Source organism: Paracoccus jiaweipingae, from assembly GCF_044335505.1.
Lineage (GTDB): Bacteria > Pseudomonadota > Alphaproteobacteria > Rhodobacterales > Rhodobacteraceae > Paracoccus.
In genome coordinates, this window is sequence record NZ_JBISBS010000002.1 from 273147 (window position 1) to 298323 (window position 25177).

Annotated in this window: 25 protein-coding genes and 1 pseudogene; 22 read left to right on the forward strand and 4 right to left on the reverse strand. The window is 66.8% G+C overall.

The window, feature by feature from the left end; genetic code table 11:
* The first annotated feature begins 132 nt into the window (after positions 1–132).
* From ggt to folD, 16 genes and pseudogenes are all read left to right on the forward strand, one after another.
* Positions 133–1872 carry a gamma-glutamyltransferase gene (ggt, locus tag ACFXP9_RS04765; RefSeq protein ID WP_397206284.1) on the forward strand — a complete coding sequence of 580 codons (1740 nt, stop codon included), beginning with the start codon at positions 133–135 and terminating at the stop codon, positions 1870–1872.
* 109 nt (positions 1873–1981) lie between these two features.
* The gene (locus ACFXP9_RS04770; protein WP_397206286.1) at positions 1982–2677 is read left to right on the forward strand and encodes a CoA transferase subunit A; all 696 of its coding nucleotides are present in this window, start codon (positions 1982–1984) and stop codon (positions 2675–2677) included.
* Positions 2678–2679: 2 nt separating this feature from the next.
* On the forward strand, positions 2680–3321 hold the full coding sequence (locus ACFXP9_RS04775; protein ID WP_397206287.1) for a 3-oxoacid CoA-transferase subunit B: 642 nt from the start codon (positions 2680–2682) through the stop codon (positions 3319–3321).
* Positions 3322–3671: 350 nt separating this feature from the next.
* The gene (locus ACFXP9_RS04780; protein ID WP_397206289.1) at positions 3672–3860 is read left to right on the forward strand and encodes a GrpB family protein; all 189 of its coding nucleotides are present in this window, start codon (positions 3672–3674) and stop codon (positions 3858–3860) included.
* Between the two features lie 99 nt (positions 3861–3959).
* A complete protein-coding gene (locus ACFXP9_RS04785) occupies positions 3960–4535 on the forward strand; it encodes a hypothetical protein (protein ID WP_397206290.1) in 576 nt (191 codons plus the stop codon).
* Between the two features lie 84 nt (positions 4536–4619).
* Entirely contained in the window at positions 4620–5009 is a 390-nt protein-coding gene (gene ybgC / locus ACFXP9_RS04790; protein WP_397206292.1) for a tol-pal system-associated acyl-CoA thioesterase, read from the forward strand.
* Positions 5010–5114: 105 nt separating this feature from the next.
* Positions 5115–5810, forward strand: coding sequence for a protein TolQ (gene tolQ, locus ACFXP9_RS04795; protein WP_397206293.1), 696 nt, complete (start codon positions 5115–5117; stop codon positions 5808–5810).
* A 2-nt stretch (positions 5811–5812) separates the two neighbouring features.
* Entirely contained in the window at positions 5813–6271 is a 459-nt protein-coding gene (locus tag ACFXP9_RS04800) for an ExbD/TolR family protein (protein ID WP_397206295.1), read from the forward strand.
* A 1-nt stretch (position 6272) separates the two neighbouring features.
* The gene (locus ACFXP9_RS04805) at positions 6273–7907 is read left to right on the forward strand and encodes a hypothetical protein (RefSeq protein ID WP_397206296.1); all 1635 of its coding nucleotides are present in this window, start codon (positions 6273–6275) and stop codon (positions 7905–7907) included.
* Between the two features lie 18 nt (positions 7908–7925).
* Positions 7926–9322 (forward strand): annotated as a pseudogene (gene tolB, locus ACFXP9_RS04810) (Tol-Pal system beta propeller repeat protein TolB).
* A 257-nt stretch (positions 9323–9579) separates the two neighbouring features.
* Positions 9580–9909, forward strand: coding sequence for an OmpA family protein (locus tag ACFXP9_RS04815; protein WP_397206647.1), 330 nt, complete (start codon positions 9580–9582; stop codon positions 9907–9909).
* Complete coding sequence (locus ACFXP9_RS04820; protein WP_397206297.1) at positions 9909–10910, forward strand: tetratricopeptide repeat protein; 1002 nt, start codon at positions 9909–9911, stop codon at positions 10908–10910. The genes ACFXP9_RS04815 and ACFXP9_RS04820 overlap by 1 nt, the downstream gene beginning before the upstream one ends.
* Entirely contained in the window at positions 10900–12141 is a 1242-nt protein-coding gene (tilS, locus tag ACFXP9_RS04825) for a tRNA lysidine(34) synthetase TilS (protein WP_397206298.1), read from the forward strand. Before ACFXP9_RS04820 ends, tilS begins: the two co-directional genes overlap by 11 nt.
* Positions 12142–12201: 60 nt before the next feature.
* Complete coding sequence (gene ftsH / locus ACFXP9_RS04830; RefSeq protein WP_397206300.1) at positions 12202–14085, forward strand: ATP-dependent zinc metalloprotease FtsH; 1884 nt, start codon at positions 12202–12204, stop codon at positions 14083–14085.
* Between the two features lie 371 nt (positions 14086–14456).
* Positions 14457–14789 (forward strand): chorismate mutase, encoded by a 333-nt coding sequence (locus tag ACFXP9_RS04835; RefSeq protein ID WP_397206302.1) that lies wholly within the window; start codon positions 14457–14459, stop codon positions 14787–14789.
* A complete protein-coding gene (folD, locus tag ACFXP9_RS04840) occupies positions 14770–15648 on the forward strand; it encodes a bifunctional methylenetetrahydrofolate dehydrogenase/methenyltetrahydrofolate cyclohydrolase FolD (RefSeq protein ID WP_397206303.1) in 879 nt (292 codons plus the stop codon). Before ACFXP9_RS04835 ends, folD begins: the two co-directional genes overlap by 20 nt.
* Before the next feature lie 68 nt (positions 15649–15716).
* On the opposite strand, the gene ruvB is transcribed toward folD, so the two are convergent.
* From ruvB to ruvC, 4 genes are read right to left on the reverse strand one after another with little or no spacing between them, the layout of a single operon-like run.
* Positions 15717–16745, reverse strand: coding sequence for a Holliday junction branch migration DNA helicase RuvB (gene ruvB, locus ACFXP9_RS04845; RefSeq protein ID WP_397206304.1), 1029 nt, complete (start codon positions 16743–16745; stop codon positions 15717–15719).
* Positions 16742–17578: a M48 family metalloprotease gene (locus ACFXP9_RS04850; protein WP_397206306.1), complete on the reverse strand. Its 837-nt coding sequence runs from the start codon at positions 17576–17578 to the stop codon at positions 16742–16744. Before ACFXP9_RS04850 ends, ruvB begins: the two co-directional genes overlap by 4 nt.
* Positions 17579–17595: 17 nt before the next feature.
* Positions 17596–18267: a Holliday junction branch migration protein RuvA gene (gene ruvA, locus ACFXP9_RS04855; RefSeq protein ID WP_397210024.1), complete on the reverse strand. Its 672-nt coding sequence runs from the start codon at positions 18265–18267 to the stop codon at positions 17596–17598.
* The gene (ruvC, locus tag ACFXP9_RS04860; protein ID WP_397206310.1) at positions 18264–18758 is read right to left on the reverse strand and encodes a crossover junction endodeoxyribonuclease RuvC; all 495 of its coding nucleotides are present in this window, start codon (positions 18756–18758) and stop codon (positions 18264–18266) included. The genes ruvA and ruvC overlap by 4 nt, the downstream gene beginning before the upstream one ends.
* Positions 18759–18896: 138 nt before the next feature.
* On the opposite strand from ruvC, the gene ACFXP9_RS04865 reads away from it, so the two are divergent.
* From ACFXP9_RS04865 to ACFXP9_RS04890, 6 genes are read left to right on the forward strand one after another with little or no spacing between them, the layout of a single operon-like run.
* On the forward strand, positions 18897–21752 hold the full coding sequence (locus ACFXP9_RS04865; protein WP_397206312.1) for a monovalent cation/H+ antiporter subunit A: 2856 nt from the start codon (positions 18897–18899) through the stop codon (positions 21750–21752).
* Positions 21752–22144: a Na+/H+ antiporter subunit C gene (locus ACFXP9_RS04870; RefSeq protein ID WP_397206314.1), complete on the forward strand. Its 393-nt coding sequence runs from the start codon at positions 21752–21754 to the stop codon at positions 22142–22144. The genes ACFXP9_RS04865 and ACFXP9_RS04870 overlap by 1 nt, the downstream gene beginning before the upstream one ends.
* Positions 22141–23748 (forward strand): monovalent cation/H+ antiporter subunit D, encoded by a 1608-nt coding sequence (locus ACFXP9_RS04875; RefSeq protein WP_397206316.1) that lies wholly within the window; start codon positions 22141–22143, stop codon positions 23746–23748. Before ACFXP9_RS04870 ends, ACFXP9_RS04875 begins: the two co-directional genes overlap by 4 nt.
* Positions 23745–24236 (forward strand): Na+/H+ antiporter subunit E, encoded by a 492-nt coding sequence (locus tag ACFXP9_RS04880; protein WP_397206318.1) that lies wholly within the window; start codon positions 23745–23747, stop codon positions 24234–24236. Before ACFXP9_RS04875 ends, ACFXP9_RS04880 begins: the two co-directional genes overlap by 4 nt.
* Before the next feature lie 11 nt (positions 24237–24247).
* A complete protein-coding gene (locus ACFXP9_RS04885; protein ID WP_397206649.1) occupies positions 24248–24517 on the forward strand; it encodes a K+/H+ antiporter subunit F in 270 nt (89 codons plus the stop codon).
* Positions 24518–24531: 14 nt separating this feature from the next.
* Entirely contained in the window at positions 24532–25020 is a 489-nt protein-coding gene (locus ACFXP9_RS04890) for a Na+/H+ antiporter subunit G (protein ID WP_397206320.1), read from the forward strand.
* Positions 25021–25177 lie beyond the last annotated feature (157 nt).

Genomic DNA, 25177 nt, shown 5'->3' on the forward strand with positions numbered 1-25177 from the left:
CGCTGCGCGGCTTCCCGGACGCGCAGCGGTGGGGGCGGGCGCGGAAGGGCGCCGGTGCGGGCCTGTCGGGATTTGACCTTTCGTCACCCATGGTTAACGTGACGCCGCAAACATTATGAACAGGAGGTTGCGATGTCGCTTTTGACCACCATCCGCCGCACCGGGGCAGCCGCCCTGACGCTGGCGGCAGCCACGGCCCTGCCCGTGCAGGCGCAAGAGGCCATTTATTCGGGGATGGATCGTATCCATCCGGTTTGGGCCAGGAACGGCATCGTGTCGGCGCAGGAACGTATCGCGGCGGAAATCGGGCGCGATATTCTGGCCAAGGGCGGCAATGCCGTCGATGCCGGGGTCGCCGTGGCCTTTGCGCTGGCCGTGACCCTGCCGCGCGCGGGCAACCTTGGCGGCGGCGGCTTCATGCTGGTCCATGATGCCAAAACCGGCGAAACCCACGCCATTGATTACCGCGAAATGGCCCCCAAAGCCGCCCATCGCGACATGTTCCTTGACGACAAGGGCGAGGCCGACAGCGACAAGTCGCGCTTTACCGGCGCCGCTGCGGGTGTGCCGGGCACGGTTGCGGGCATGAAGCTGGTGCTGGACAAATACGGCAGCATGGACTGGGCCGACGTGATCGCCCCGGCGATTGAACTGGCCGAAAAGGGCATCACCGTGACCCCCGATCTGGCCGACAGCCTTGAGGGGCTGAAGGACCGGCTGACGCGCTATCCCTCGGCGGCGAAGATTTTCTATAAAGAGGGTGGCGAACTGTATCAGCCCGGCGACACGCTGGTGCAGGCCGATCTGGCGAAAACGCTGAAAAAGATCGCGGCGGAAGGCCCGGACGGGTTTTACAAAGGCGAGGTCGCGCAAGCCATCGCCACATCCGTGACGGATGCGGGCGGCGCCATCACCCCCGAGGATATGGCCGCCTATCAGGCCATCGAGCGCAAACCGGTCAGCGGCACCTATCGCGGTTATGAGGTGGTCTCGATGCCGCCGCCCTCGTCCGGGGGGGTGCATCTGGTGCAGATCCTGAACACGCTTGAGGGCTATCCCATTGGCGCGCTGGGGGCGAATTCGTCGGAAACCATCCACCTGATGGCCGAGGCGATGAAATATGCCTATGCCGACCGGTCGGAATTTCTGGGTGACCCGGATTTCGTCGATGTGCCGGTGTCGGAACTGATGTCCAAGAAATACGCCGAGGACACCCGCGCCAAAATCAGCGCCAGTTTCGCCACCCCGTCCGAACAGATCAAACCCGCCGATCTGGCGCCCTACGAATCGGACCAGACCACGCATTTCTCGATCGTGGACAAGGACGGCAACGCGGTGTCAAACACCTATACCATCAACTTTTCCTATGGCTCGGGTCTGGTGGCCGAGGGCACGGGCGTGTTGATGAACAACGAAATGGACGATTTTTCCGCCAAGCCCGGCGTTCCCAACGGCTATGGCCTGATTGGCGGCGATGCCAACGCGGTCGAGGCGGGCAAGCGGCCGCTGTCCTCGATGACGCCGACCATCGTCAAGAAGGACGGTCAGGTCTGGCTTGTCACCGGCTCGCCCGGCGGGGCGCGCATCATCACCACCGTGCTGCAAGTGATCATGAACATGATCGACCACGGCATGAATGTGGCCGAGGCCAGCACCGCCCCGCGCATCCATCACCAGTGGCTGCCCGAGGAACTGCGGGTCGAGGAGGGTATCAGTCTGGACACCATCCGCGCCTTGCAGGCCAAGGGGCATAACGTGGTCCTGAAAGAGGTCATGGGTTCGACCCAGTCGGTCATGCGCGACCCCGAAAGCGGCGCGCTGCTGGGGGCCTCGGACCCGCGCCGCCCCGACGCGGCCACGGTCGGCTATTGACCCGGCAGGCGGGCGCGGCACCGCCCGTGGCGGCCATGCTGCGGCTGCATTGACACCACGTCACCTGCGCGGCACAGTTTCGCGCAGGTGACAATCCGGGGGGAGAGAGATGAAGAAAGTTTACGCCAACGCAGCCGAGGCGCTGGACGGCCTGCTGCGCGACGGCATGTCGATCGCGGCGGGCGGCTTTGGCCTGTGCGGCATACCCGAGCTGTTGATCGACGCCATCCACAAGGCGGGCACGAAGGACCTGACCATCGCGTCGAATAATTGCGGGGTCGACGGGTTCGGGCTGGGGATGTTGCTGGATTCCAAACAGATCAAAAAGATGCAATCGTCCTATGTCGGTGAAAACGCCGAGTTCATGCGCCAATACCTGTCCGGCGAGCTGGAGCTGGAGTTCAACCCGCAAGGCACGCTGGCCGAGCGAATGCGCGCCGGGGGCGCCGGCATTCCCGGTTTCTATACCAAAACCGGCGTCGGCACCGTGATTGCCGAGGGCAAGGAACACAAGGATTTCGACGGCGAAACCTATATTCTGGAACGCGGCATCGTGACCGATCTGGCCATCGTCAAGGCCTGGAAAGCGGACGAAACCGGCAACCTGATTTTCCGCAAGACGGCCCGCAACTTTAACGTCCCTGCCGCGACCTGCGGCAAGGTCTGCGTCGTCGAGGTCGAGGAAATCGTCCCCGCCGGGGCGCTGGACCCCGATCACATTCACCTGCCGGGGATTTACGTTCACCGGATCATTCAGGGCGAACATGAAAAGCGCATCGAACAGCGCACCGTGCGGGAGGGTTGATCATGGCTGACGCAATCAAGGGCTGGAACCGCAACCAGATGGCCGCCCGCGCCGCGCGCGAGCTGAAGGACGGGATGTATGTCAACCTTGGCATCGGGATTCCGACGCTGGTCGCGAACTATATCCCCGAGGGGGTTCACGTCACCCTGCAATCGGAAAACGGGATGCTGGGTATCGGTCCCTTCCCGACCGAGGACAAGGTCGATGCCGACCTGATCAATGCCGGCAAACAGACCATTACCGAACTGCCGCATTCGGCCTATTTCGACAGCGCCACCAGCTTTGCCATGATCCGTGGCGGCAAGATCGCCATGGCGATTCTGGGCGCGATGGAGGTGGCCGAAAACGGCGATCTGGCCAACTGGATGATCCCCGGCAAGCTGGTCAAGGGCATGGGCGGCGCAATGGATCTGGTCGCGGGCGTCGGGCGCGTGGTGGTGGTCATGGATCACACCAACAAGCACGGCGAATCCAAGGTACTGAAGGAATGCACCCTGCCGCTGACCGGCACCGGCGTGGTGGACCGCATCATCACCAATCTGGGGGTGCTGGACGTGGTCGAAGGCGGGCTGAAAGTCGTCGAACTGGCCGATGGCGTCACCGAGGATGAATTGCGCGCCGCCACCGAGGCCAATCTGGTCTGACACGGCATCAAGGGGGCGTTCGCGCCCCCTCTGGCCCGTGCCGGGCCATTCACCCCCGCGGGGTATTTGATCAACGAAGACGCGCGGTATGGTGCAGCACACCCGCCCGTCGGCGGCGTCGGGACGGGCATGATCCAGACCGTCTCCGCTTGCCCCGATGGGCCGGATCAGTTTTCCCTGCACGCAGGCCGGACTGCGGCGGGGCTGCCAGATTTTATCCTGCACCATCAGGCTGCATATCGGTGCCGGGTCTGGCCGCGAAACCGGTTATCGATATGCCCTTTCATGCCGGATGCCGCTGACGCGCAAGCGTATCTGCCGCAACATCTGCGCCTTGGTTACGTCCGAGGATGCGCCAGCCGGACTGGCATCAACATCGGACGCTGCGCAGCCCAAAGCTGGATGTCCATTCACATGTCTTGTCGGATGGCTGTGAACAGATCGAAAAGCATCTGCCTTTTCGCAACGCCTTGCGCCGTGATTCGCTGCTGCGGCTGGACTGGCAGGCGTTGAAACAAAAGCTGGCGGCGCGGGTGTGAACATCTCTGCCCGCGCCAAAGACGATTTTATCACCGCCGCGATCCAGACCGCGTCCGGCGCATCTTTGCAAGCCGCCCCCACCGTGCCAGATAACGGGCATGATGACCGCTGACGAAATCACCCCGCTTTTCACCCGCCCCGATGGCAGCTTTCTGTGCGCCCGCTGGAACCGGCCCGTCACGCCGGTGATCTTTGGGCTGGCCGATGACAGCCTTGATATCTTCCGCACCGCGATCCGGGCGGGATTTGCCCATGCCGGGCATCCGCTGGCCGAGACCGACCCGGACAGCGGCGCGAACCTGATGCTGTTTTTCTGTGCCGACTGGGACGAATTATCCGGCATCCCCGATCTGGACCGCCTGACGGGTCAAACCGATCTGCCACAGCGGCTGGCGGCGCAGGATGCCGATCAATACCGTATTTTCCGCTTTGACGCATCGGGCGGCATCCGTGCCTGCTTTGCCTTCATCCGCATGGGTGGCGCCCTGCGCGATGCCCACCCCGCCGAGCTGGCCGAGGCCCTGACCATGCGCGCCGCCCTCAGCTTTGCGCGCGACATCACCCCCTCGGCCGATCTGGCCGCACTGATCCGCGCCGCCTATGACCCGACCCTGCCCGCCGCCGCGACCGATCCCAGCCACGCCCTGCGACTGGCGGCGCGTCTTGGCCGCTGACTGCCTCGCTTCTGTCTGAAATACCTCGGGGGAATCGGCGCAGCCGATGGGGGCAGCGCCCCCGCCCACGCAAAGGCCCACATCATGACCCACCAGATCCAGATCCGCGTCTATTACGAAGATACCGACCTTGCGGGCATCGTCTATTACGCCAATTACCTGCGCTTTATCGAACGCGCCCGCACGGAATGGGTGCGCGATCTGGGCATTGACCAGTCCCGGATGAAGGCCGAAACCGGCACCGTCTTTGTCGTGCGCCGGGTCGAGGCCGATTACCTGTCGCCCGCCCGTTTCGACGATCTGCTGACCGTCACCACCGCGCCCGCGCAGATCCGCCCCGCCAGCATCATCGTCGACCAACAGGTGCGGCGCGGCGATGCCGTGCTGTTCACCGCCCGCGTCACGCTGGCCGCGCTGGGTCCGAATATGCGGCCGGTGCGCCTGCCGGCGGCATTGGGGGCGACCGGGGCATGACAACAGCGACAGACTGACAGTTTTGTGTTCGCTTTTCCCGGTGAACATGGCGTCAGGCCCTGCTAAACAGGCCCGACTTTAACCGCGATGACGGGGCTAACGGGTATGGAACATATGGTCGATCAGGCGCAGGCGATGGATTTTTCGCTGGTGGCGCTGTTCATGCAGGCCACGCTGACCGTCAAGCTGGTGATGGTGCTGCTGATTCTGGCCTCGTTCTGGGCCTGGGCAATCATCATCCGCAAGCTGATCACATTCGCCGCCGCCCGGCGCGAGGCCGCGCGCTTTGACCGCGCCTTCTGGTCGGGCCAGCCGCTGGACGATCTGTATGACCGCATCGGGGAAACCCCGTCCGGCGCGTCGGAACGCATCTTTGCCGCTGGCATGACCGAATGGCGCCGCAGCCATGACGATTCGGGCGATCTGATCCCCGGCGCGCAGTCGCGCATCGACCGGGCGATGAACGTGGCCATCGGGCGCGAATATGACCGGATGAATAACGGGCTTGGCTTTCTGGCCACCGTCGGTGCAACCGCGCCCTTTATCGGCCTGTTCGGCACCGTCTGGGGCATCAAGACCGCGTTCGAGGGCATCGCCATGACCCAGAACACCAGCCTTGCCGTCGTCGCCCCCGGCATTGCCGAGGCGCTGGTCGCCACCGCGCTTGGCCTGCTGGCCGCCATCCCGGCGGTGATCTTTTACAACAAGCTTTCAGGTGATCTGGACCGCATCAGCGCCGGGCAAGAGGCCTTTGCCGACGAATTCTCGACCATCCTGTCGCGGCAGCTGGGGCAGGACTGACCATGCCCGCCCCGACCGCCCGCCAACCGCGCAAGGGCCGCGCCCGCCGCCACCGCCCGATGGCCGAAATCAACGTCACGCCCTTTGTCGACGTGATGCTGGTGCTGCTGATCATCTTTATGGTCGCGGCGCCGCTGCTGACCGTTGGGGTGCCGCTGGAGCTGCCCAAGACCGCCGCCGATTCGGTCCCCGCCGATCCGCAGGAACCGCTGACCGTCTCGGTTCCCGCCGATGGGCCGCTGATGCTGATGGACGAGGCCGTGCCCGAAGGCGCGCTGATCGACCGCCTGCGCCCGCTGGCCGACGCGCGCGAGGGGGCGCGCATCTTTCTGCGCGCCGATGGCAGCGTTGCCTATGGCCGGGTGATGCAGGTGATGGGCGCGCTGAACGCGGCGGGGTTTTCCAATATCGTGCTGGTGACGGATGCCGGCGGGCCGACGATGCGCGGCGGGAACGGCTGACGTGACCGAGGACCGCGCGGAACGCATCGGCACCTGGATTTCCGGCGTCAGCCATCTGGCGCTGATCGTCGCCGCCATTTTCGGCGGCGCCCTGTTCCGCCCGCAGGCCGCGCCGGACCTGACGACAATCGGCGTCGAAACCATGTCGGAATCGCAGTTTCGCGACTTTGCCGCCGCCTCGCGCGGGGCCGGCCCGGTGACGGTGCCGCAAACACAGGCCCCCGACAGCACCGCCGCCCCCGCGGATGATGCCCCGGCCACCCGCCCCGCCAGTGCCGCGCCGCCCGACCCGCGCCCCGCGCGCGCAGCTTTGGACGCCCCGCAGCCCGCGCCTGAACCCCAGCCCGACCTCAGCGATCTGGCGCCGCGCGCGCCGGTCGCCGCCACGACCGAGGCCCCCGCCATCACCACGCCGCCGCAAGTGCCGGACACCCCGCAACCGTCAACCGCCCCGGAAACGCCCGCGCAGCCTGAATCGCCGCAGGCGCTGACGCCCCTGCCCGCGCCCGAGGCCCCGGCCCCCGCGCCCCAGCCCGACCCGCGTTCGGCGCTGGCGCTGGAGGCCTCGCCCTTGCCCAACCGCCGCCCCGAGGGGCTGGCCGAGGCCGTCGCCGCCCGCCGTCAGGCCGCCGAGGAGGCCCGGCAACAAGCCGAGGCCGAACGGCAGGAACAGGCCGAAGCCGCGCGTCAGGAACAGGAACGCCGTCAGGCCGAGGCCGCGCGCCGCGAGGAAGAACAGCGGGAACAGCAACGGCTGGCAGCGGAACGGCGCGAACGCGAACGGCTGGAACAGGAACGTCTGGCCGAAGAACAGCGCCGCGCCGAGGAACGCCAGCGCGCCGAAGAGGCCGCCCGCCGCCGCGCCGAGGAACGCCGGCAGGCGCTTGAGGACCAGCGGCTTGAGGATCAGCGCCGCGAACGCGAGCGGCTGGCGCAGGAACGGCTGGAGCAAGAACGTCTGGAACAGGCACAACGGGCCGAGGACCAGCGTCTGGACGAACTGCGCCGTGCTGACGAACTTGCCCAGTCCATCGCGGAACAGGCCGCACGCGAGGCCGCCGCGATGCAAAGCCCGGACCAGCCGCCTGGCGATGATCTGGCCGCCGCCGACCCGCAGGCCGAACCGGGCGACGAAAACCGTTACCGTGGCGAGGGCGTGCCGCAGGATGCGCTGACCGACGCGCTGTATGACGCCTTTGGCGAAACGCCCGAGGACACCCCCGACGACGCCCTGACGCAGGCCCTGACCCAAGCCATCCCGACACCGGAGCCCCAAACCGAAACCGCGCCTGAACCGGCCCTGGAATCGACCCCGATGACCCCCGAGGATCTGGCCGCGTTCCGCGATGCGGTGAATGAATGCTGGAACGTCACCGCCCTGTCGCGCGAGGCGGCGCAGACCACGGTGACCATACGCCTGCGCATGACCCCGCAGGCCCAGCCGATCGCGGACAGCATCCGGCTGATGGGCCATACCGGTGGCACCGACGAATCGGCGCAACAGGCCTTTGACGTGGCGCGGCGGGCGATCCTGCGCTGCGCCTATGACGGCTATCCGCTGCCGGCGGATAAATATGACCGCTGGAAGAATGTCATTCTGGATTTCACCCCCGATCAGGGCGACATCATCCGTTGAACAGGTTAGGATAGGTCCATGGCCCTTCGTGCGTTCCTGACTGTGTTGCTGATGGCCGCAGCCGCGCTGGCCGCGACCGGCCCCGCGCAGGCGCAGGTCAGCACCGGGGCCGCGCCCGATGCGGCCACCCGGCCGGCCTCTGGCCCGGAAACGCCGGGGGCGGCGTCCGGTGCGCTGCGCATCGAAATCACCGATGGCGTGGCCGAACCGACCCGTCTGGCGGTCGCCCCGTTTCAGGACAGCGGCGGCGCGGCGGACCTGACCGGGCCACTGACCCAGCTGATCGCGCGCGACCTGACCGGCACCGACCTGTTCACCCAGATGCCCGAGGGCCAGATGCCCGAAGGCGCCAGCGATTTCGACGCCCCCGTCGTCTATGACGACTGGAAGGCCGTTCAGGCCGAGGCGCTGGTGACCGGCGCGGTCCGGGTCTCGGGCGATACGGTGACGGTGCGGTTCCGGCTGTTCGACATCTTTGCCGACCGCCCGCTTGGCGACGGGATGCAATTCACCGCCCCGCGCGCCGACTGGCGCCGCACCGCGCATAAGGTGGCCGATCAGGTCTATACCCGGCTGACCGGCGAGGCGCCCTATTTCGACAGCCGCATCGCCTTTGTGGGCGAAACCGGGCCGCGTCAGGACCGGCAAAAGCGCATCGGCATGATGGATTCGGACGGCCAGAACGTGAAATGGCTGACCGATGGCACGCAGCTGGTGCTGGCACCGGCCTTTTCCCCCGATGGCCGCAAGCTGTTGTTTACCAGCTTCGAATCCGGCTCGCCGCAGGTGATGCTGCTGGATCTGGCAAGTGTCACCGCCCATCCGGTGACCCGCGACCCGCGCGCCATGGCCTTTGCGCCGCGCTTTTCGCCCGATGGGCGCTGGATCGTCTATGCCCGCGAAAGCGGCGGCAATACCGATATCTGGCAGATCGACGCCACCAGCGGCGTGGCGCGGGCGCTGACCGACAGCCCGTTCATCAACACCTCGCCCGATTATGCGCCCGATGGCCAGCGCATCGTGTTCGAATCCGACCGCTCGGGGACGCCGCAGCTTTACGTCATGGCGGCGGATGGCAGCGATGCGCGGCGCATCAGCTTTGGTCAGGGCCGCTATGGCACGCCGGTCTGGTCGCCAAAGGGCGATCTGATCGCCTTTACCAAACAGATCGGCGCGCGTTTCCACATCGGCATCATGCGGCCAGATGGCTCGGCCGAGCGACTGCTGACCGAATCGCATCTGGACGAGGGGCCGACATGGGCGCCCAACGGGCGGGTGGTGATGTTCACCCGCGACACCCCCGGCGAAGGCGGTCAGCCAAGGCTGCACTCGGTTGACATTACCGGGCGAAATATGCGTCCCGTAGCGATGGAAAGCGATGCCTCGGACCCCACATGGGGCCAGTTCTGCCATAAGGGCACCGGAAAGGACCAAAATGCGGAAAACCGCCCCCCTGCTGCCACGGCACCCCCTGCGGGGGCTGGCCCCCTTTCTGGCACTGGCCGCGGTGGTAGCGCTGGGGGCCTGTGCCACCCCCCCGGCCAAGGCGCCCCGAATCAGCGACCCGTTCGCGGATGCGACCCGCCCGCCCCGGTCGCCGGGCGCGCGGCTGATCCCGCAACAGCCCGGCGCGGCGATGGCGGCCCAATTCCGCGCGCAGGCAGGCGACACGGTGCTGTTTCCCACCGATGACGCCAACCTGACCCCGCAGGCCCGCGCGGTGCTGGCCCGGCAGGCGGACTGGCTGACCGGCAATCCCAACTGGCGCGCGGTGATCGAAGGGCACGCCGCCGAAAACGGCACCCGCGAATACAACCTGTCGCTTGGCGCGCGCCGGGCCAGTTCGGTTCAGGATTACCTGATTGCGCATGGCGTTGACCCTGACCGGCTGCGCACCGTCAGCTTTGGCAAGGAACGCCCGCTTCAGGCCTGCGCGACCGAGGCCTGCCACGCCGCCAACCGCCGCGCGGTCACCACCCTGCACCCGGCGGGGATGATCTGATGCGCGGCGCCCTGACCCGGTTTGCGGTGCTGACCCTGCTGGCCGCCAGCGGCGCGCTGGCCCAGACACCGCGCGCGATGCCCGACCTGCCCGCCGCCACGCCGGCAGATAGCGGCGATCAGCCCGCCCTGTCGCCCGCCGATCGCGCCACGCTGGCCGCGCTTCAGGCCGATCTGGCGCAGGTTTCGGGCGATCTGGCGCGGCTGCGCAGCCAGATCCTGCGCTCGGGTCCGTCGGGTTTTGCGCAGGCCGGGGGCGATACCGCGCTGGACCGCCTGAACGCGATGGAGGCCCGCGTCACCGCCCTGACCGCCGCGGTCGAGGAACGCCGCAACGCGCTGGAACAGGCGCTGGAACAGGCGCAACGCCGCATGGGCGACATCGAATTCCGCCTGTGCGAGCTGGAACCCGAATGCAATCTTGGCGATCTGACCGGCGCCCCGGATGGCAGCACGGCACTCATCGACACCGCCCCGCAGGCCCATGCCGGTGCCGCGTCCGAGGCCGAACAGGCCGCTTTCGACACCGCCCGCGCCGCCTTTGACCGGGGTGAATACGCTCAGGCGGCGGCGCTGTTTGCCGCCCTGGCGCACCGTCACGCCGGTGGGGCGCTGACCGCGCAGGCGCTGTATCTGCAAGGCGTGGCGCTGGATCGCAGCGACCGGCCCGACGCCGCCGCCGAGGCCTGGCTGACCGCCTATGCCGCCGAACCCAAGGGGGCGTTTGCCGCCAAATCGCTGCTTGGCGTGGCCCGCGCCCTGCATCAGCGCGGCGATACCGATGCCGCCTGCCTGACGCTGCTGGATATTCCGGCGCATTTCCCCGACCAGCCCGAAGCCGCCGAGGCCGATGACCTGATCGCCGCTCAGTCCTGCCTTGGTGCGGCGGGCGGGGACAGCCCCGCCGACCCCCCCGCCGAAACCGATGCCGCGACTGACCCCGCCGCCACCGATCAGGACCCCGAGGGCGAGGCCGACCTTTACGCCCCCGATGGGCACTGATCCGGCGGCCACCGATCCGGCACTTGCGGTCTGGGCCGCGCTGGACCGGCTGGCGCCGCCCGCCGGGGCGCTGGGGGTGGCCCTGTCGGGGGGCGGCGATTCCACCGCGCTGATGCAGATCGCCGCCGAATGGGCGCGGTCGCGCGGGCGCGCCTTGGCGGTCGCCACGGTCGATCACGCCCTGCGCCCCGAATCGGCGGCCGAGGCCCGGCAGGCGGGGGATGCCGCCCGCGCGCTGGGGCTGGACCACGACATCCTGACATGGCGCGACCACGGCGCGGGCAATGTGATGGCGCAGGCCCGGCAGGCGCGGCTGCGCCTGTTGTCGCAATGGGCGCGCGGGCGCGGGCTGGCGGCGGTGCTGTTGGGGCATACGCAGGACGATCTGGCCGAAACCCTGCTGATGCGCCTGTCCCGCGGGGCCGGGCTGGACGGGTTGGCCGCGATGGCCGGTGCCCGGCAGGCGCAGGACATGCTGTGGCTGCGCCCGATGCTGGCGGTGGGGCGGGCGGAACTGCGCGACTGGCTGCGCGGGCGCGGCATCGGCTGGGTCGACGACCCCAGCAATGACGACCCCGGCTTTGACCGCGCCCGCATCCGGCAGGCGCTGGCCGCGCTGGGGCTGGACACGGCGGCGCTGGCGCAATCGGCGCGTCTGTTGGCGCAGGCGCGCGCGGCGCTGGACCTGATGGCGGGCGAATGGGCGCGTCAGGCACAGGCCGCGCAGGGCGCGCTGCACCTGCCTGCGGCGCTGATGCAGGCGGCCCCGCCCGAAACCCGCCGCCGCGTCTTGCTGGCGGCGGTGCGCTGGGTGACCGGGGCGGGTTATGCCCCGCGCGAAAGCCAGACCGCCCATGCCCTGTCCGCCTTCGCACTTGGGCGGCGCGCGACGCTGGCCGGGGCGCTGCTGGACCCGCGCGGCGCGACCCTGCTGATCCACCGCGAACCCGCCGCCGCAGGGCGCAGCCCGACCGTGACCGGCGGGACGTGGGACGAACGCTGGCGGGTGCCGGACCTGCCCGCGGGCCAACACTGGGGCGCGCTTGGCCATGCGCCCCTGCCCGGTCTGGACTGGCGCGGCGCCGGGTTTGACCGCGATCAGGCCGCCGCCCTGCCCGCGATCTGGCAGGGGCGGGCGCTGATCGCCGCGCCCTTGATCGACGGCCACGCCCTGCGCCCGCAACCGCTGCGCGACCGGCACGATTTCACCGCGATGTTCGCGGTGCATTGAACACGCGGGCTAAATCCTTATTTTCAGCACAACACTCGTTTTCCCGCAAAGGAGCCTGTTTTGGGCAACGCGCGCAATATTGCCTTCTGGGTCGTTCTGTTCCTGATGATCCTTGCCCTGTTCAACCTGTTCGGCGAAGGCGCCGGGGGGATGAACAGCCGCCAGATCAGCTATTCCGACTTTATCGGGCGTCTGGACAAGGACCAGATCGCCACCGCCACCATCGACGGCGAGGATATCGTCTTCAAGACCAAGGACGGCACGCAATATGCCACGGTCCGCCCGCAGGGCGAGGAAATCGCCAACCGCCTGATCGACAAGGGTGTCGAGGTCAAGGTCGAGAAACAGCAGCAATCCGGCTTTATGTCGCTGCTGGGGGTGTGGCTGCCCTTTATCCTGCTGATCGGTGTCTGGATCTTCTTCATGAACCGGATGCAGGGCGGCGGCAAAGGCGGGGCGATGGGGTTTGGCAAATCCAAGGCCAAGCTGCTGACCGAAAAGAATGGCCGCGTCACCTTTGACGATGTTGCCGGCATCGACGAGGCCAAGGAAGAACTGGAAGAGATCGTCGAATTCCTGCGCAACCCGCAGAAATTCAGCCGCCTTGGCGGGAAAATCCCCAAAGGCGCGCTGTTGGTCGGCCCGCCGGGCACCGGGAAAACCCTGCTGGCGCGCGCCATCGCGGGCGAAGCCGGGGTGCCGTTCTTTACCATCTCTGGCTCGGATTTCGTGGAAATGTTCGTGGGTGTCGGCGCCTCGCGCGTGCGCGACATGTTCGAACAGGCCAAGAAAAGCGCCCCCTGCATCGTGTTCATCGACGAAATCGACGCCGTGGGCCGCGCCCGTGGCGTCGGCATCGGCGGCGGCAATGACGAGCGGGAACAGACGCTGAACCAGTTGCTGGTGGAAATGGACGGCTTTGACGCCAATGAGGGCGTGATCATCATCGCCGCCACCAACCGCAAGGACGTTCTGGACCCGGCGCTGCTGCGCCCCGGTCGTTTCGACCGCCAGATCCATGTCGGCACCCCCGACATCAAGGGCCGCGAAAAGATCCTTGGCGTTCATGCCCGCAAGGTGCCGGTCGGTCCCGATGTCGACCTGCGCCTGATCGCGCGCGGCACGCCGGGCTTTTCGGGTGCCGATCTGATGAACCTGGTGAACGAGGCCGCGCTGATGGCCGCGCGCATCGGCCGCCGTTTCGTCAGCATGGCCGATTTCGAAAATGCCAAGGACAAGGTGATGCTGGGTGTGGAACGCCGGTCGCTGGTGCTGACCCCCGAGCAAAAGGAAAAAACCGCCTATCACGAGGCCGGTCACGCCATTGTCGGCCTGTCGCTGCCCAAATGCGACCCGGTTTACAAGGCCACGATCATTCCGCGTGGCGGTGCGCTGGGGATGGTGGTGTCCCTGCCCGAGATGGACCGCCTGAATTACCACAAGGACGAGGCCAAGCAGAAAATCGCCATGACCATGGCCGGCAAAGCCGCCGAGATCATCAAATACGGTGAAGAGGGCGTCTCGAACGGTCCGGCAGGCGATATTCAGCAGGCCAGCCAGCTGGCGCGCGCGATGGTGATGCGCTGGGGCATGTCCGACAAGGTCGGCGCCGTCGATTACGCCGAGGCGCATGAGGGCTATTCCGGGAATACCGGCGGGTTCTCGGTCTCGGCCTCGACGAAAGAGCTGATCGAACAAGAGGTCCGCGACCTGATCGAAGATGGCTATCAGGAAGCGCGGCGGATCTTGCTGGAAAAAGAGACCGAGTTCGAGCGTCTGGCCAAGGGCTTGCTGGAATATGAGACCCTGACCGGGGAAGAGATCGGCAAGGTCATCCGCGGCGAAGAGCTTGGCGGCGATGATGACACCCCGTCCAGTTCCCTGCCACAGGTTGGCGCAACCAAAACTGCCGGGCCTGCCCCCGCCCCCGCGCCGCAGGGCTGACCCGCCGCATTGGGTATTTGCGCAACGAAGACGCGCAGCCGCGCATGAAAAAACCCCCGGTCATCTGGCCGGGGGTTTCATTTTCGCGGTCTTGCGTTCGTCGTTTCCAGCATCAGATCACCAGAAGCAACGCCGCGCCGACCGCCAGACCAAGGGCGAACCCAAGGTTGATGACCAGTCCTGCTACGCTCATCTCTCAACTCCTTCTTTCTTCGCGGGCTGTTTCCGCGATTGCATCAGTCAACACGCGATTCGTCACGGGGTTCCGTGATGGGCGGTATTTTGCCGATGCCGCTGCGGCAATTGCGCAACAGGGGGCGGGGGCGCAACGGGGCTTGCCAGCGGCGATGCGCCGGGGCATGGATGCCGCCATGAGCGAGGACCCCCTGCCCCAGCCCGAGGACTTGGCCGATATGGCCGCATTGCGCGGCGCGATTGACGCGCTGGACGAGCGGCTGATCGCCCTGCTGGCCTATCGCAGCCGGCTGATCGACCGCGCCGCCCGCATCAAGGCGCGCGACGGCCTGCCGGCCCGTATCGACAGCCGCGTCGAACAGGTTGCCGCCAATGCGCGGCGGCTGGCCGGGCAGCACGGGCTTGACCCGGCGCTGGCCGAGGCGCTGTGGCGCAGGATGATGGACCATTTCATCGCGCAGGAAGACCGGCATCTGAAAGGACTGACCCATGACAGCGACCCTGATTGACGGCAAGGCCTTTGCCGCCCGCCTGCGTGCCCGCATCGCCGACGGCGTTGCCGCGATGGCCCGCGATCACGGCATCACCCCCGGTCTGGCGGTGGTGCTGGTGGGCGAAGACCCGGCCAGTCAGGTCTATGTCCGGTCCAAGGGCAAGATGACCCGCGAGGTCGGGATGACAAGTTTCGAGCATAAGCTGCCGGCGCAGACCACCCAGTCCGATCTGCTGGCGCTGATCGCGCGGCTGAATGCCGACCCGGCGGTGCATGGCATTCTGGTTCAGCTGCCCCTGCCCGCGCATCTGGACGAGGACGCGGTGATCGACGCGATTGCCGTGGAAAAGGACGTGGACGGCTTTACCGTGCTGAATGCCGGGCGGCTGGCGACCGGGCAAAAGGCGATGGTGCCCTGCACACCGCTGGGGTGCCTGATGATGCTGCGCGATCAGCTTGGCAGCCTGTCGGGCAAGGACGCCGTGGTGATCGGGCGCAGCAATATCGTCGGCAAACCGATGGCACAGCTTTTGCTGCGCGACAGCGCCACGGTCACGGTGGCCCACAGCCGCACGCGCGACCTGCCCGATCTGTGCCGCCGCGCCGATATTGTCGTGGCCGCGGTCGGGCGACCGCATTTCGTGCAGGGCGACTGGGTCAAGCCCGGTGCGACCGTGATCGACGTGGGCATCAACCGCACCGATGACGGTCTGGTGGGCGATGTCGATTTCAACGCCGCCGTTCAGGTCGCCGGGGCGATCACGCCGGTGCCGGGCGGTGTCGGGCCGATGACGATTGCCTGCCTGCTGGCCAATACCCTGACCGCCGCCGCGCGGGTCAACGGCCTGCCCGACCCCGAGGGCCTGACGCCCTGACCCCTGCGCGCTGATTCCGGCGCCCTGACACTGCCTGCGCCCACACGGCGCGGCGGGGGCCTTTGGACCTAATCCTCGAACAGGGTGGTTTGCGGCGATTGCGGCGCGTCCAGCCCCAGATGCCGCCACGCCCTTGACGCCAGCATCCGGCCACGCGGGGTGCGCTGGATCAGGCCCTGTTGCAGCAGGTAAGGCTCGATCACCTCTTCAAGGGCATCGCGGCTTTCGGACAGGGCGGCGGACAGGGTTTCGACGCCCACCGGGCCGCCGCCGTAATGGTCGGCCATCATCGACAGGTAACGCCGGTCGGCCCCGTCCAGCCCCAGATCGTCGACCCCCAGCCGGGTCAGGGCTCTGTCGGCAATGGCGCGGGTCAGCCGGCCATCGCCCTCGACCAGCGCGAAATCGACCACGCGGCGCAGCAGCCGCCCGGCGATACGCGGCGTGCCACGGGCGCGGCGGGCGATTTCCAGCGTGCCCTCGGGGTCAGAGGGCACACCCATCAGCCGCGCGCCACGGGTGACGATCTGGTCAAGTTCCGGGATGGTATAGAATTGCAGCCGCGTCGGAATGCCGAACCGGTCACGCAGCGGCGTGGTCAGCAGCCCCAGCCGGGTGGTGGCGCCGACCAGCGTGAAGGGCTGAAGCTCGATCCGCACGGTGCGGGCGGCGGGGCCTTCACCGATGACAAGGTCCAACTCGTAATCCTCCATCGCGGGGTAAAGCACCTCTTCGACGGAGGGGTTCATGCGGTGGATTTCGTCGATGAACAGAACGTCGCGCGCCTCAAGGTTGGTCAGGATCGCGGCCAGATCGCCGGCACGGGCCAGAACCGGGCCGGATGTCATCTTGAAATTCACCCCCAGTTCCCGCGCCATGATCTGGGCCAGCGTGGTTTTGCCAAGACCGGGGGGGCCGTGAAACAGCGTGTGGTCCATGGCCTGACCGCGCATCCGGGCGCTTTCGATAAACACGCGCAGGTTGGCGCGGGCCTCGGCCTGACCGATGAATTCCCCCAGTTGCTGGGGGCGCAGGGCGCGGTCCTGCCCGTCCTCGGGCATCGGGTCGGGGCGCAGCGTGGGGTCGGGCTGGGTCATTGGGTGGCCATCTGGCGCAGGCGGGCAATGCGCGATTCGGTCGACGGGTGGGTCTGGAACAGCCCGTCCATCCGCAGCCCGTGCAGCGGGTTGATGATGAACATGCTGGCCGAAGCCGGGTTGCGTTCGGCAGGCAGGTTCACCACCCGCCCCGCCGCATGGGCGATTTTCGTCAGCGCCGATGCCAGGGCCAGCGGCTGGCCGCTGATCTGTGCGCCGATGCGGTCGGCCTCGTATTCCCGCGCGCGCGAGATGGCCATTTGCACCATCCCCGCCGCCAAAGGCGCAAGGATCATCGCCAGAATGCCGCCGATACCGCCGCCGCGCCCATCGCGCCCGCCGGTAAAGACCAGCATGTTCCCGGCCATCGCCACCGCCCCCGCCATGGTCGCGGCCACGGTCATGGTCAGCGTGTCGCGGTGGCGGATATGGGCCAGTTCATGCGCGATCACCCCGGCCAGTTCGTCGCGGTTCAGGATCTGCATCAGCCCCTGCGTGACCGCGACGGCGGCGTTTTCGGGGTTGCGCCCGGTGGCAAAGGCATTGGGCTGGTCGGTTTGCAGCACATAAACCGCAGGGATCGGCAGGTTGGCGTTCCGGGCCAGACCGGCCACCAGATCGACCAGTTCCGGGGCGTTTTCGCGCGACACCGGCACCGCGTTTTGCTGGCGCAGCATGGCCTTGTCGCTGTTCCACCACGCCCAGACATTCCCCGCCCCGGCAATGACCAGCGCAAAGATCGCGCCGCCCCAGCCACCGGCCAGCCAGCCGATCACCATCAGCAGGGCGGTCATCGCCGCCATCAGGATAAAGGTTTTCACATTGCCCGGCATCGCGCGCCCCCTTTTCGTCAATCCTTGGGCGCCAGCAGGCGCAGCGCCGCACGGATCAACGCCGATGTGCCAGCCTGCGGTTCCTGCGCCTGCGCGGTGGCGACGGCCTGTGCGGCCTCGGACGGGGCATAGCCCAGATTGGTCAGCGCCGACAGCGCCTCGGCCGAGACCTGCGGCGCGGCGGGGGGCGGCGCGGTTTTGGCGGCGGGCGCGGCGGGCGCGGCATCGACCACCGCATCGGGGGCAATGCCGGGGTCAACGGTCAGCGCCCCGCCCATCGCCATGACGGCGGGCGCCTTGTCCTTCAGTTCCAGCACCACCCGCTGCGCCAGTTTCGGGCCGACGCCGGGCGCCTTGCGCACCGCCGACCAGTCACCCAGCGCGATCGCGCGGGCCAGACCATCGGCCCCCAGCGTCCCCAGCACCGCCAGCGAGGCCTTGGCCCCGATCCCCTGCACCCCGGTCAGCAGCCGGTGCCATTCCTTTTCCAGCAGCGTCGGAAAGCCGAACAGCTGCAACAGATCCTCGCGCACCAGCAGGTCGGTATACAGCGCCGCCGCCTGCCCGACCGGCGGCAGGCCCGCCGCCGTGCGTTCGGACACATGCACGATATAACCCACCCCGCGCACGTCGATCAGCACATGATCGGGCGCGCGATGCAGGATCACCCCGGCGATACGCCCGATCATGACGCCACCTTGATGCGCAGCCCCTGCGATTGCAGGTGGTGGGCGTGGCAAATGGCGATGGCCAGCGCATCCGCCGCATCCGGCCCGGCCAGTTCGACGCCGGGCAGTTGAAACCGCACCATATGTTCGACCTGTTGCTTGGCGGCGTGGCCGACACCGACCACCGCCTTTTTGACCGCGTTGGGGGCATATTCACCAATGGCCAGCCCGGCCTCGGCCGGGGCCAGCAGGGCGATGCCGCGCGCCTGCCCCAGTTTCAGCGTGCCGACCGCGTCCTTGTTGACAAAGGTCTGTTCGACCGCCGCCGCCGTGGGCGCATGTTGCGCGATCACCGCCCGCAGGCCGCGATACAGCTGCAACAGCCGCACCCCCAGATCGCCGGTGTCGGAATGGACGATGCCATTGGCAATATGTCGCAGGCGCGGCCCGTCGACCGCGATCACCCCCCAGCCCATGTTCCGCAGGCCCGGATCTATGCCCAATACACGCATTCTGCCCCCTGTTTTCGCAACCGTTAGCACGAAACGCGAACATCGGCCAGAACCAATCGCGCTGGTGCCGTCATCTGCTTGACACCTGCGGCGTCAGCCGCAACACAGCTATGACCCCTCGACCCGACAGGAGAACCCATGTCCCCTGCCCTGATCGCCCTTTTGCCATTCATCGGCGCGCTGTTGCCGGGATTGCTGATCCGTTCGGGCCGCGATGTCGCCGCGATTTCCTGTGGCACGGCAACGCTGGTCGCGCTGCTGGGGCTGTTGCTGCACATCCCCGACGTGATGGCCGGCACCCCGGTCGAGGCCTCTTTCAACTGGCTGCCCCAGATCGGGCTGGCGGCCAGTTTCCGCATTGACGGGCTGGGGCTGCTGTTTGGCACGCTGATTCTGGGGATCGGGCTGCTGGTCATTCTGTATGGCCGGCATTACCTGTCCAAGGACGATCCGGCCGGCCAGTTTCTGACCTATCTGATGCTGTTTCAGGGCGCGATGGTGGGCATTGTTTTGTCCGACAACATCCTGCTTTTGCTGATCTTCTGGGAACTGACCTCGCTGTCGTCCTTCCTGCTGATCGGCTATTGGAAGCACCTGCCCGAGGGGCGTCAGGGCGCACGCATGGCGCTGACCGTGACCGGCATGGGCGGGCTGGCGATGATCGCGGGGATGATGATCCTTGGCCAGATCGCCGGCAGCTTTCAGATCAGCGAGATCCTGCACCACAAGGACGCCATTCAGGCCAGCCCGTTATATCTGCCGGCGCTGGTGCTGATCCTGATCGGCGCCTTTACCAAATCGGCGCAGTTTCCGTTCCATTTCTGGCTGCCCCACGCCATGGCCGCGCCGACGCCGGTGTCGGCCTATCTGCACAGCGCCACGATGGTAAAGGCCGGGCTGTTTCTGATGGCGCGGCTGTGGCCGGTGCTGTCAGGCACGCCGGAATGGTTCTATCTGGTGGCGACAACGGGGCTGATCACCATGGTGACCGGCGCGGTGATCGGGCTGTTCAAGGACGACCTGAAGGGCCTGCTGGCCTTTTCCACCGTCAGCCATCTGGGGCTGATCACCATGCTGCTTGGCTTTGGCACCGAGGCCGCCGCCATCGCCGCCGTGTTCCACATCATCAACCACGCCACCTTCAAGGCGGCGCTGTTCATGACCGCAGGCATTGTCGATCACGAGGCCGGAACCCGGTCCATCGCCCGCCTTGGCGGGTTGCGCAAACTGATGCCGATCACTTTCCTGATCGGCACGGTGGCGGCGCTGTCGATGGCCGGTTTCCCGCCGCTGAACGGCTTTCTGTCCAAGGAAATGATGCTTGAGGAAGTGTCCCACACCCCCTGGCTTGGCAATGGCTGGGTGCTGTCGGCAGCGGCGACGCTGGGGGCGCTGTTTTCGGTCGCCTATTCGCTGCGCTTCATCTTTGCGACCTTTACCGGGCCGGTGCGCGACGATTACCCGCACGCCCCGCATGACCCCGGCATCGGGCTGTGGGCCTCGCCTGCGGTCCTGACGGTGCTTGTGGTGCTAATCGGGCTGATGCCCAACCTGATGACCGGCTGGCTGGTCGAGGCGGCCTCGGCTGCGGTCACGCAGGGCCACCCGCACCCGCATATCAGCCTGTGGCACGGCGTGACCCCGGCGCTGAAAATGTCGATTGTGGCGATCCTTGGCGGCGCGCTGGCGGCGGCCCTGTGGCCGTGGCTGAACACCGTCTGGACCGCGCTGCATGTGCCCGCCGCCAAGACCCTGTTTGACTGGGTCGTGGGGCAATTCGTGCGGCTGTCGCGGATCGTGACCCAGCGCATTACCAACGGGTCGATGGCCCGCGCGCTGGCGGCGTTCTGTATGACCGCGCTGGCCGCGGGCAGCATCGCCTGGGGGACCGGCCATATCGGCGGCGCCACCCGCGACATGCTGGACATCCAGCCGGTGCCGCTGGTGGGCTGGCTGCTGATGCTGGTGGCGACGGGCTGTATGGTGGCGTTCCACCGTCACCGGCTGATGGCGCTGGTGCTGATCGGGATTGTCGGGCTGATGGTGTCGGGGGCGTTTGTCTATCTGTCCGCGCCCGACCTGGCGCTGACCCAGATCAGCGTCGAGGTCGTGACCGTCATGCTGTTGCTGCTGGCGCTGAACTTTCTGCCCAAACACACCCATGTCGAAAGCCGCGACACCAAGCGCGGGCTGGATGCGCTGATCGCGACGCTGACCGGGCTGGGGTTTGGCGGGCTGGCCTATGCCATTATGCGCCGCGATTTCGCCTTTCCGACGATCAGCGATTACATGCTGGCCAACAGCCACGACCTTGGCGGCGGCGATAACGTGGTGAACGTGATTCTGGTCGATTTCCGCGGCTATGATACCTTTGGCGAGATCATCGTGCTGGGGATCGCCGCGCTGACCATCTTTGCCCTGACCCAGACCCTGCTGGAGGGGCGGTCCAGCCGCACGCTGGCGAACTGGGTCCATGACCAGAAACGCGCCGGCAACCGCCACCCGCTGATGCTGGTGGTGGCAACGCGGATGCTGTTGCCGATCACGCTGGTGGTGGGCATCTATATCTTCCTGCGCGGCCATAACGCGCCGGGCGGCGGCTTTATCGCCGGGTTGGTGGTGTCGATCGCGCTGCTGATGCAATACATGGCCTCGGGCTTTGCATGGGCGCAGGAACGCCAGAAGCTGCAATACCACGCCATGATCGGGCTGGGGGTGGTCGCGGCGGCGGTGACCGGGCTGGGGGCGTGGCTGACCGAAACCCCCTTCCTGACCAGCGCCTTCGGCTATGTCGACCTGCCGTTGATCGAACCGTTCGAGCTGGCCACCGCCATGGGCTTTGACCTTGGGGTGTTCCTGTGCGTCGTGGGCGCGGTGATGCTGGCGCTGAATTCACTGTCGCGGATCGCGCGCCGCGCGGGCGAGACCGTGAATATCGAACCGATGGACATGGACCCGCGCCGGTCCAACCAGATGCCGCCGGAGGACCGCTGATGGAACTGCTTGTCGCAAGCGCAATCGGGGCGATGGCCGCCGCCGGTGTCTATCTGATCCTGCGCCGCCGCAGCTTTGCCGTGGTGCTTGGCATGACCATGCTGTCCTATGCCATCAACATGTTCCTGTTCGTCAGCGGCCGGCTGGTGCTGAACCAGCCGCCGGTGCTGTCAGGTGCCGACAGCTATACCGACCCGCTGCCGCAGGCGCTGGTGCTGACGGCCATCGTCATCAGCTTTGGCATGACCGCCGTGGTGGTGCTGATGGCGCTTGGCGCCTTTATCGAGGGCGGCGACGACCGCATCAACATGCCACGCGGCGACCGCTATCCCCCCCGCCGGGACGAGCTGGACCCCGCAAACACCGACCCGAACGCGGAACAAGACGCATGAATCACTGGATCATCGCCCCTGTCATCCTGCCCGCGCTGCTGGCGCCGCTGATCATCCTGTGGATGCGCCACGACCTGCTGTTGCAGCGGGTGTTTTCCATCGCCGGAACCGTGGCGCTGGTCGGTATCGCGGTGATGCTGAACGTGATCGCCAGCGATGGGCAGGTGCATGTCTATCGCCTTGGCAACTGGCCCGCGCCCTTTGGCATCGTGCTGATGCTGGACCGGCTGGCGGCGATCATGATCATGCTGACATCGGCGCTGGCGCTGGCGGTCCAGCTTTATGCCTTTGGCTCGGGCTGGGATCGCAAGGGCTGGCATTTCCACGCGCTGTGGCAGTTCCAGCTGATGGGCATCTGCGGGGCCTTCCTGACCGGCGACGCCTTTAACCTGTTCGTGTTCTTCGAGGTGCTGCTGATCGCCAGTTACGGCCTGATGATCCATGGCGGCGGCGAAATGCGCCTGCGCGCGGGTGTGCAATATGTGGTCTATAACCTGGCCGGGTCGACGCTGTTTCTGGCCGCGCTGGGGGTGCTGTATGCGGTGACCGGCACGCTGAACATGGCCGATATGGCCGACCGCGTCGCACAGATGCCGGCGCAGGATACCAGCCTGCTGCGCGTGGGGGCAATCCTTCTGATGCTGGTCTTTGCGGTCAAGGCGGCGCTGGTGCCGCTGCATTTCTGGCTGCCCTCGACCTATGCCAATGCGCCCGGCCCGGTGGCGGCGCTGTTCGCGATCATGACCAAGGTCGGGGTCTATGCCATCATCCGCTTTTTCACGCTGGTTTTTCCGCAGGACACCGTGGTCGAGACCCTTGCCACCGACCTGCTGTTGCCCGCCGCGCTGGTCACGCTGGCGCTGGGACAGTTCGGCATCCTTGGCTCGCGTCATCTGGGGCGGCTGGCGGCCTTTGCGGCGGTTGGCTCGGTCGGGACGCTGATGATCGCGGCGGCGCAATTCACCCCGCAGGCCACGGCGGCGGCGGTGTATTACATGATCCATTCGACGCTGGCCGCCGGGGCGCTGTTCCTTGTGGCCGATCTGGTCGGCGCGCGGCGCAATGGCAACCTGTGGCTGGAACTGCGCCCCCTGATCGCCAATAACGGCCTGATCGCGGCGATGTTCTTTGCCGCCGCCATCGGCATTGCCGGGCTGCCGCCGCTGTCGGGCTTTATCGGCAAGCTGCTGATCCTTGACGCCACCCGCGATGCGGCGTGGTGGGCGTGGATCTGGGGCACCATTCTGGCAACCTCGGTCATTGCGATTGTCGGGCTGGCGCGGGCCGGGTCGGCGGTGTTCTGGCGCCCCTATGCCCTGCAAGCCGCCAACCGCCCCAAGGACGAAACCGGGGCCGACCCCAAAGCGGACAAGCCCAAGACCATCCCCGCCAAGGTCGAACCTGACGAGGTTATTCAGGACCTGTCCGACGCCCCGGCACCGGCGCTGACCTTTGTCGCCACCGGCGCGCTGATCGCCGGGATGGTGGCACTGACCGTGCTGGCCGGCCCCGCGATGCGGCTGGCCGATGCCACCGCGGCCCAGTTGCACCAGCCCGCCGCCTATATCCGCGCCGTTCTGCAAAACCCGGAGGGCACGCGATGATCCGCCGCCTGTTTCCGCACCCGTTCCTGTCAGCCCTGCTGATCCTGATCTGGATGATGCTGGTCAACCGCTTTGCCTGGGGATCGCTGGTCTTTGCCGTGTTCCTTGGCGTGGTGATCCCGGCCATTACCGCGCCCTACTGGCCCGACCGCGCCCGCATCCACGGGGTGGGCAAGATCCTGCGCTATATCCTGATCGTGCTGTATGACATTATCGTCGCCAATATCGCGGTGGCGAAAATCGTGCTGTTCGTGCCCAACCGCAGGCTGCAACCCTGCTGGCTGACCGTGCCGCTGCGCCTGACCAGCCCCGAGGCGATCACCGTGCTGGCCGGCACCATCACCCTGACCCCCGGCACCGTGTCATCCGACCTGTCCGAGGACGGGCGCTATCTGCTGGTGCATTGCCTGCACGCACCCGACCCCGAGGCGGTGCTGAACGACATCAAGACCCGCTACGAGGCCCGCCTGCTGGAGATTTTCGAATGACCGATCTTGCGCTGATCGACATCGCCCTGATGTTCGCGCTTGGCTGTTTCGGGCTGGGGCTGCTGTTCAACCTGTATCGCGTGGTCTTTGCCCCCGGCGTGGGCGACCGGGTGCTGGCGCTGGACACCATGGCCATCAACATGATCGCGCTGCTGTCACTGTTCGGGATGAAAGAAGGCACCTCGATCTATTTCGAGGCCTCGATGCTGTTTGCCATGGTCGGTTTCGTGTCGACCGTGGCCTATGCCAAATTCATCCTGCGCGGCGACATTATCGAATAAGGGACCAAGACGAGATGCTGACCATCGCACTGGCCGCCAAAACCGCCACCGACGCCGCCGCCCGCACCATTCCGGCGCAGGAATGGCCGCTGCTGGGAAGCGTGGCCGAAATCGGCATTGCCCTGCTGCTGGTCGTCAGCGGGATTTTCGGGCTGGTCGGGTCTTTTGGGCTGGTCAAACTGCCCGACCCGATGACCCGTCTGCACGCGCCCACCAAGGCCGCGACGCTGGGGGTGGGCAGCGTCCTGATCGCCTCGATGCTGAATTTCTATCTGTTCCACGGGGTGTTTACCTGGCACGAATTGCTGATCTCGATCTTCCTGTTCCTGACCGCGCCGATCACCGGGAATTTCATCGCCAAGGCGCATCTGCATCTGGCCTGGCAACAGGATGAAATTCCGCGGCCTGAACCCGATGTGAAATGGGCGACCTATGGCTGCGCCGATGAAGAGGAAGGCGTCCGCGAAGGGGCCGAAATCGCCAGCGACCGCAACGCCCGCTGAACAACGCACGCCCGCCATCTTCAGGCCGCCATTATCAGGACGCCATTATCAGGACGCCATCATCAGGCAGTCAGGGGGCTGTCTGCCCCCCAATTGGCTGCGCCAATTTCCCCCCGAAGGTATTTGGCACAGAAGCGAGGCGACAAGGCAAAGGCAG

Excerpts from the sequence above, each read along its gene's own strand:
- folD (WP_397206303.1), top strand. The coding sequence starts at position 14,770 with ATGACAGCGACCCTGATTGACGGCAAGGCCTTTGCCGCCCGCCTGCGT.
- ACFXP9_RS04800 (WP_397206295.1), top strand. The coding sequence starts at position 5,813 with ATGCCCGCCCCGACCGCCCGCCAACCGCGCAAGGGCCGCGCCCGCCGC.
- ACFXP9_RS04880 (WP_397206318.1), top strand. The coding sequence starts at position 23,745 with ATGATCCGCCGCCTGTTTCCGCACCCGTTCCTGTCAGCCCTGCTGATC.
- ACFXP9_RS04870 (WP_397206314.1), top strand. The coding sequence starts at position 21,752 with ATGGAACTGCTTGTCGCAAGCGCAATCGGGGCGATGGCCGCCGCCGGT.
- ybgC (WP_397206292.1), top strand. The coding sequence starts at position 4,620 with ATGACCCACCAGATCCAGATCCGCGTCTATTACGAAGATACCGACCTT.
- ACFXP9_RS04785 (WP_397206290.1), top strand. The coding sequence starts at position 3,960 with ATGATGACCGCTGACGAAATCACCCCGCTTTTCACCCGCCCCGATGGC.
- ACFXP9_RS04780 (WP_397206289.1), top strand. The coding sequence starts at position 3,672 with ATGCGCCAGCCGGACTGGCATCAACATCGGACGCTGCGCAGCCCAAAG.
- ACFXP9_RS04850 (WP_397206306.1), bottom strand. The coding sequence starts at position 17,578 with ATGCCGGGCAATGTGAAAACCTTTATCCTGATGGCGGCGATGACCGCC.
- ACFXP9_RS04890 (WP_397206320.1), top strand. The coding sequence starts at position 24,532 with ATGCTGACCATCGCACTGGCCGCCAAAACCGCCACCGACGCCGCCGCC.
- tolQ (WP_397206293.1), top strand. The coding sequence starts at position 5,115 with ATGGAACATATGGTCGATCAGGCGCAGGCGATGGATTTTTCGCTGGTG.
- ruvC (WP_397206310.1), bottom strand. The coding sequence starts at position 18,758 with ATGCGTGTATTGGGCATAGATCCGGGCCTGCGGAACATGGGCTGGGGG.
- ggt (WP_397206284.1), top strand. The coding sequence starts at position 133 with ATGTCGCTTTTGACCACCATCCGCCGCACCGGGGCAGCCGCCCTGACG.
- ACFXP9_RS04775 (WP_397206287.1), top strand. The coding sequence starts at position 2,680 with ATGGCTGACGCAATCAAGGGCTGGAACCGCAACCAGATGGCCGCCCGC.
- tilS (WP_397206298.1), top strand. The coding sequence starts at position 10,900 with ATGGGCACTGATCCGGCGGCCACCGATCCGGCACTTGCGGTCTGGGCC.
- ACFXP9_RS04865 (WP_397206312.1), top strand. The coding sequence starts at position 18,897 with ATGTCCCCTGCCCTGATCGCCCTTTTGCCATTCATCGGCGCGCTGTTG.
- ACFXP9_RS04875 (WP_397206316.1), top strand. The coding sequence starts at position 22,141 with ATGAATCACTGGATCATCGCCCCTGTCATCCTGCCCGCGCTGCTGGCG.
- ACFXP9_RS04835 (WP_397206302.1), top strand. The coding sequence starts at position 14,457 with ATGAGCGAGGACCCCCTGCCCCAGCCCGAGGACTTGGCCGATATGGCC.
- ACFXP9_RS04770 (WP_397206286.1), top strand. The coding sequence starts at position 1,982 with ATGAAGAAAGTTTACGCCAACGCAGCCGAGGCGCTGGACGGCCTGCTG.
- ruvB (WP_397206304.1), bottom strand. The coding sequence starts at position 16,745 with ATGACCCAGCCCGACCCCACGCTGCGCCCCGACCCGATGCCCGAGGAC.
- ACFXP9_RS04820 (WP_397206297.1), top strand. The coding sequence starts at position 9,909 with ATGCGCGGCGCCCTGACCCGGTTTGCGGTGCTGACCCTGCTGGCCGCC.
- ruvA (WP_397210024.1), bottom strand. The coding sequence starts at position 18,267 with ATGATCGGGCGTATCGCCGGGGTGATCCTGCATCGCGCGCCCGATCAT.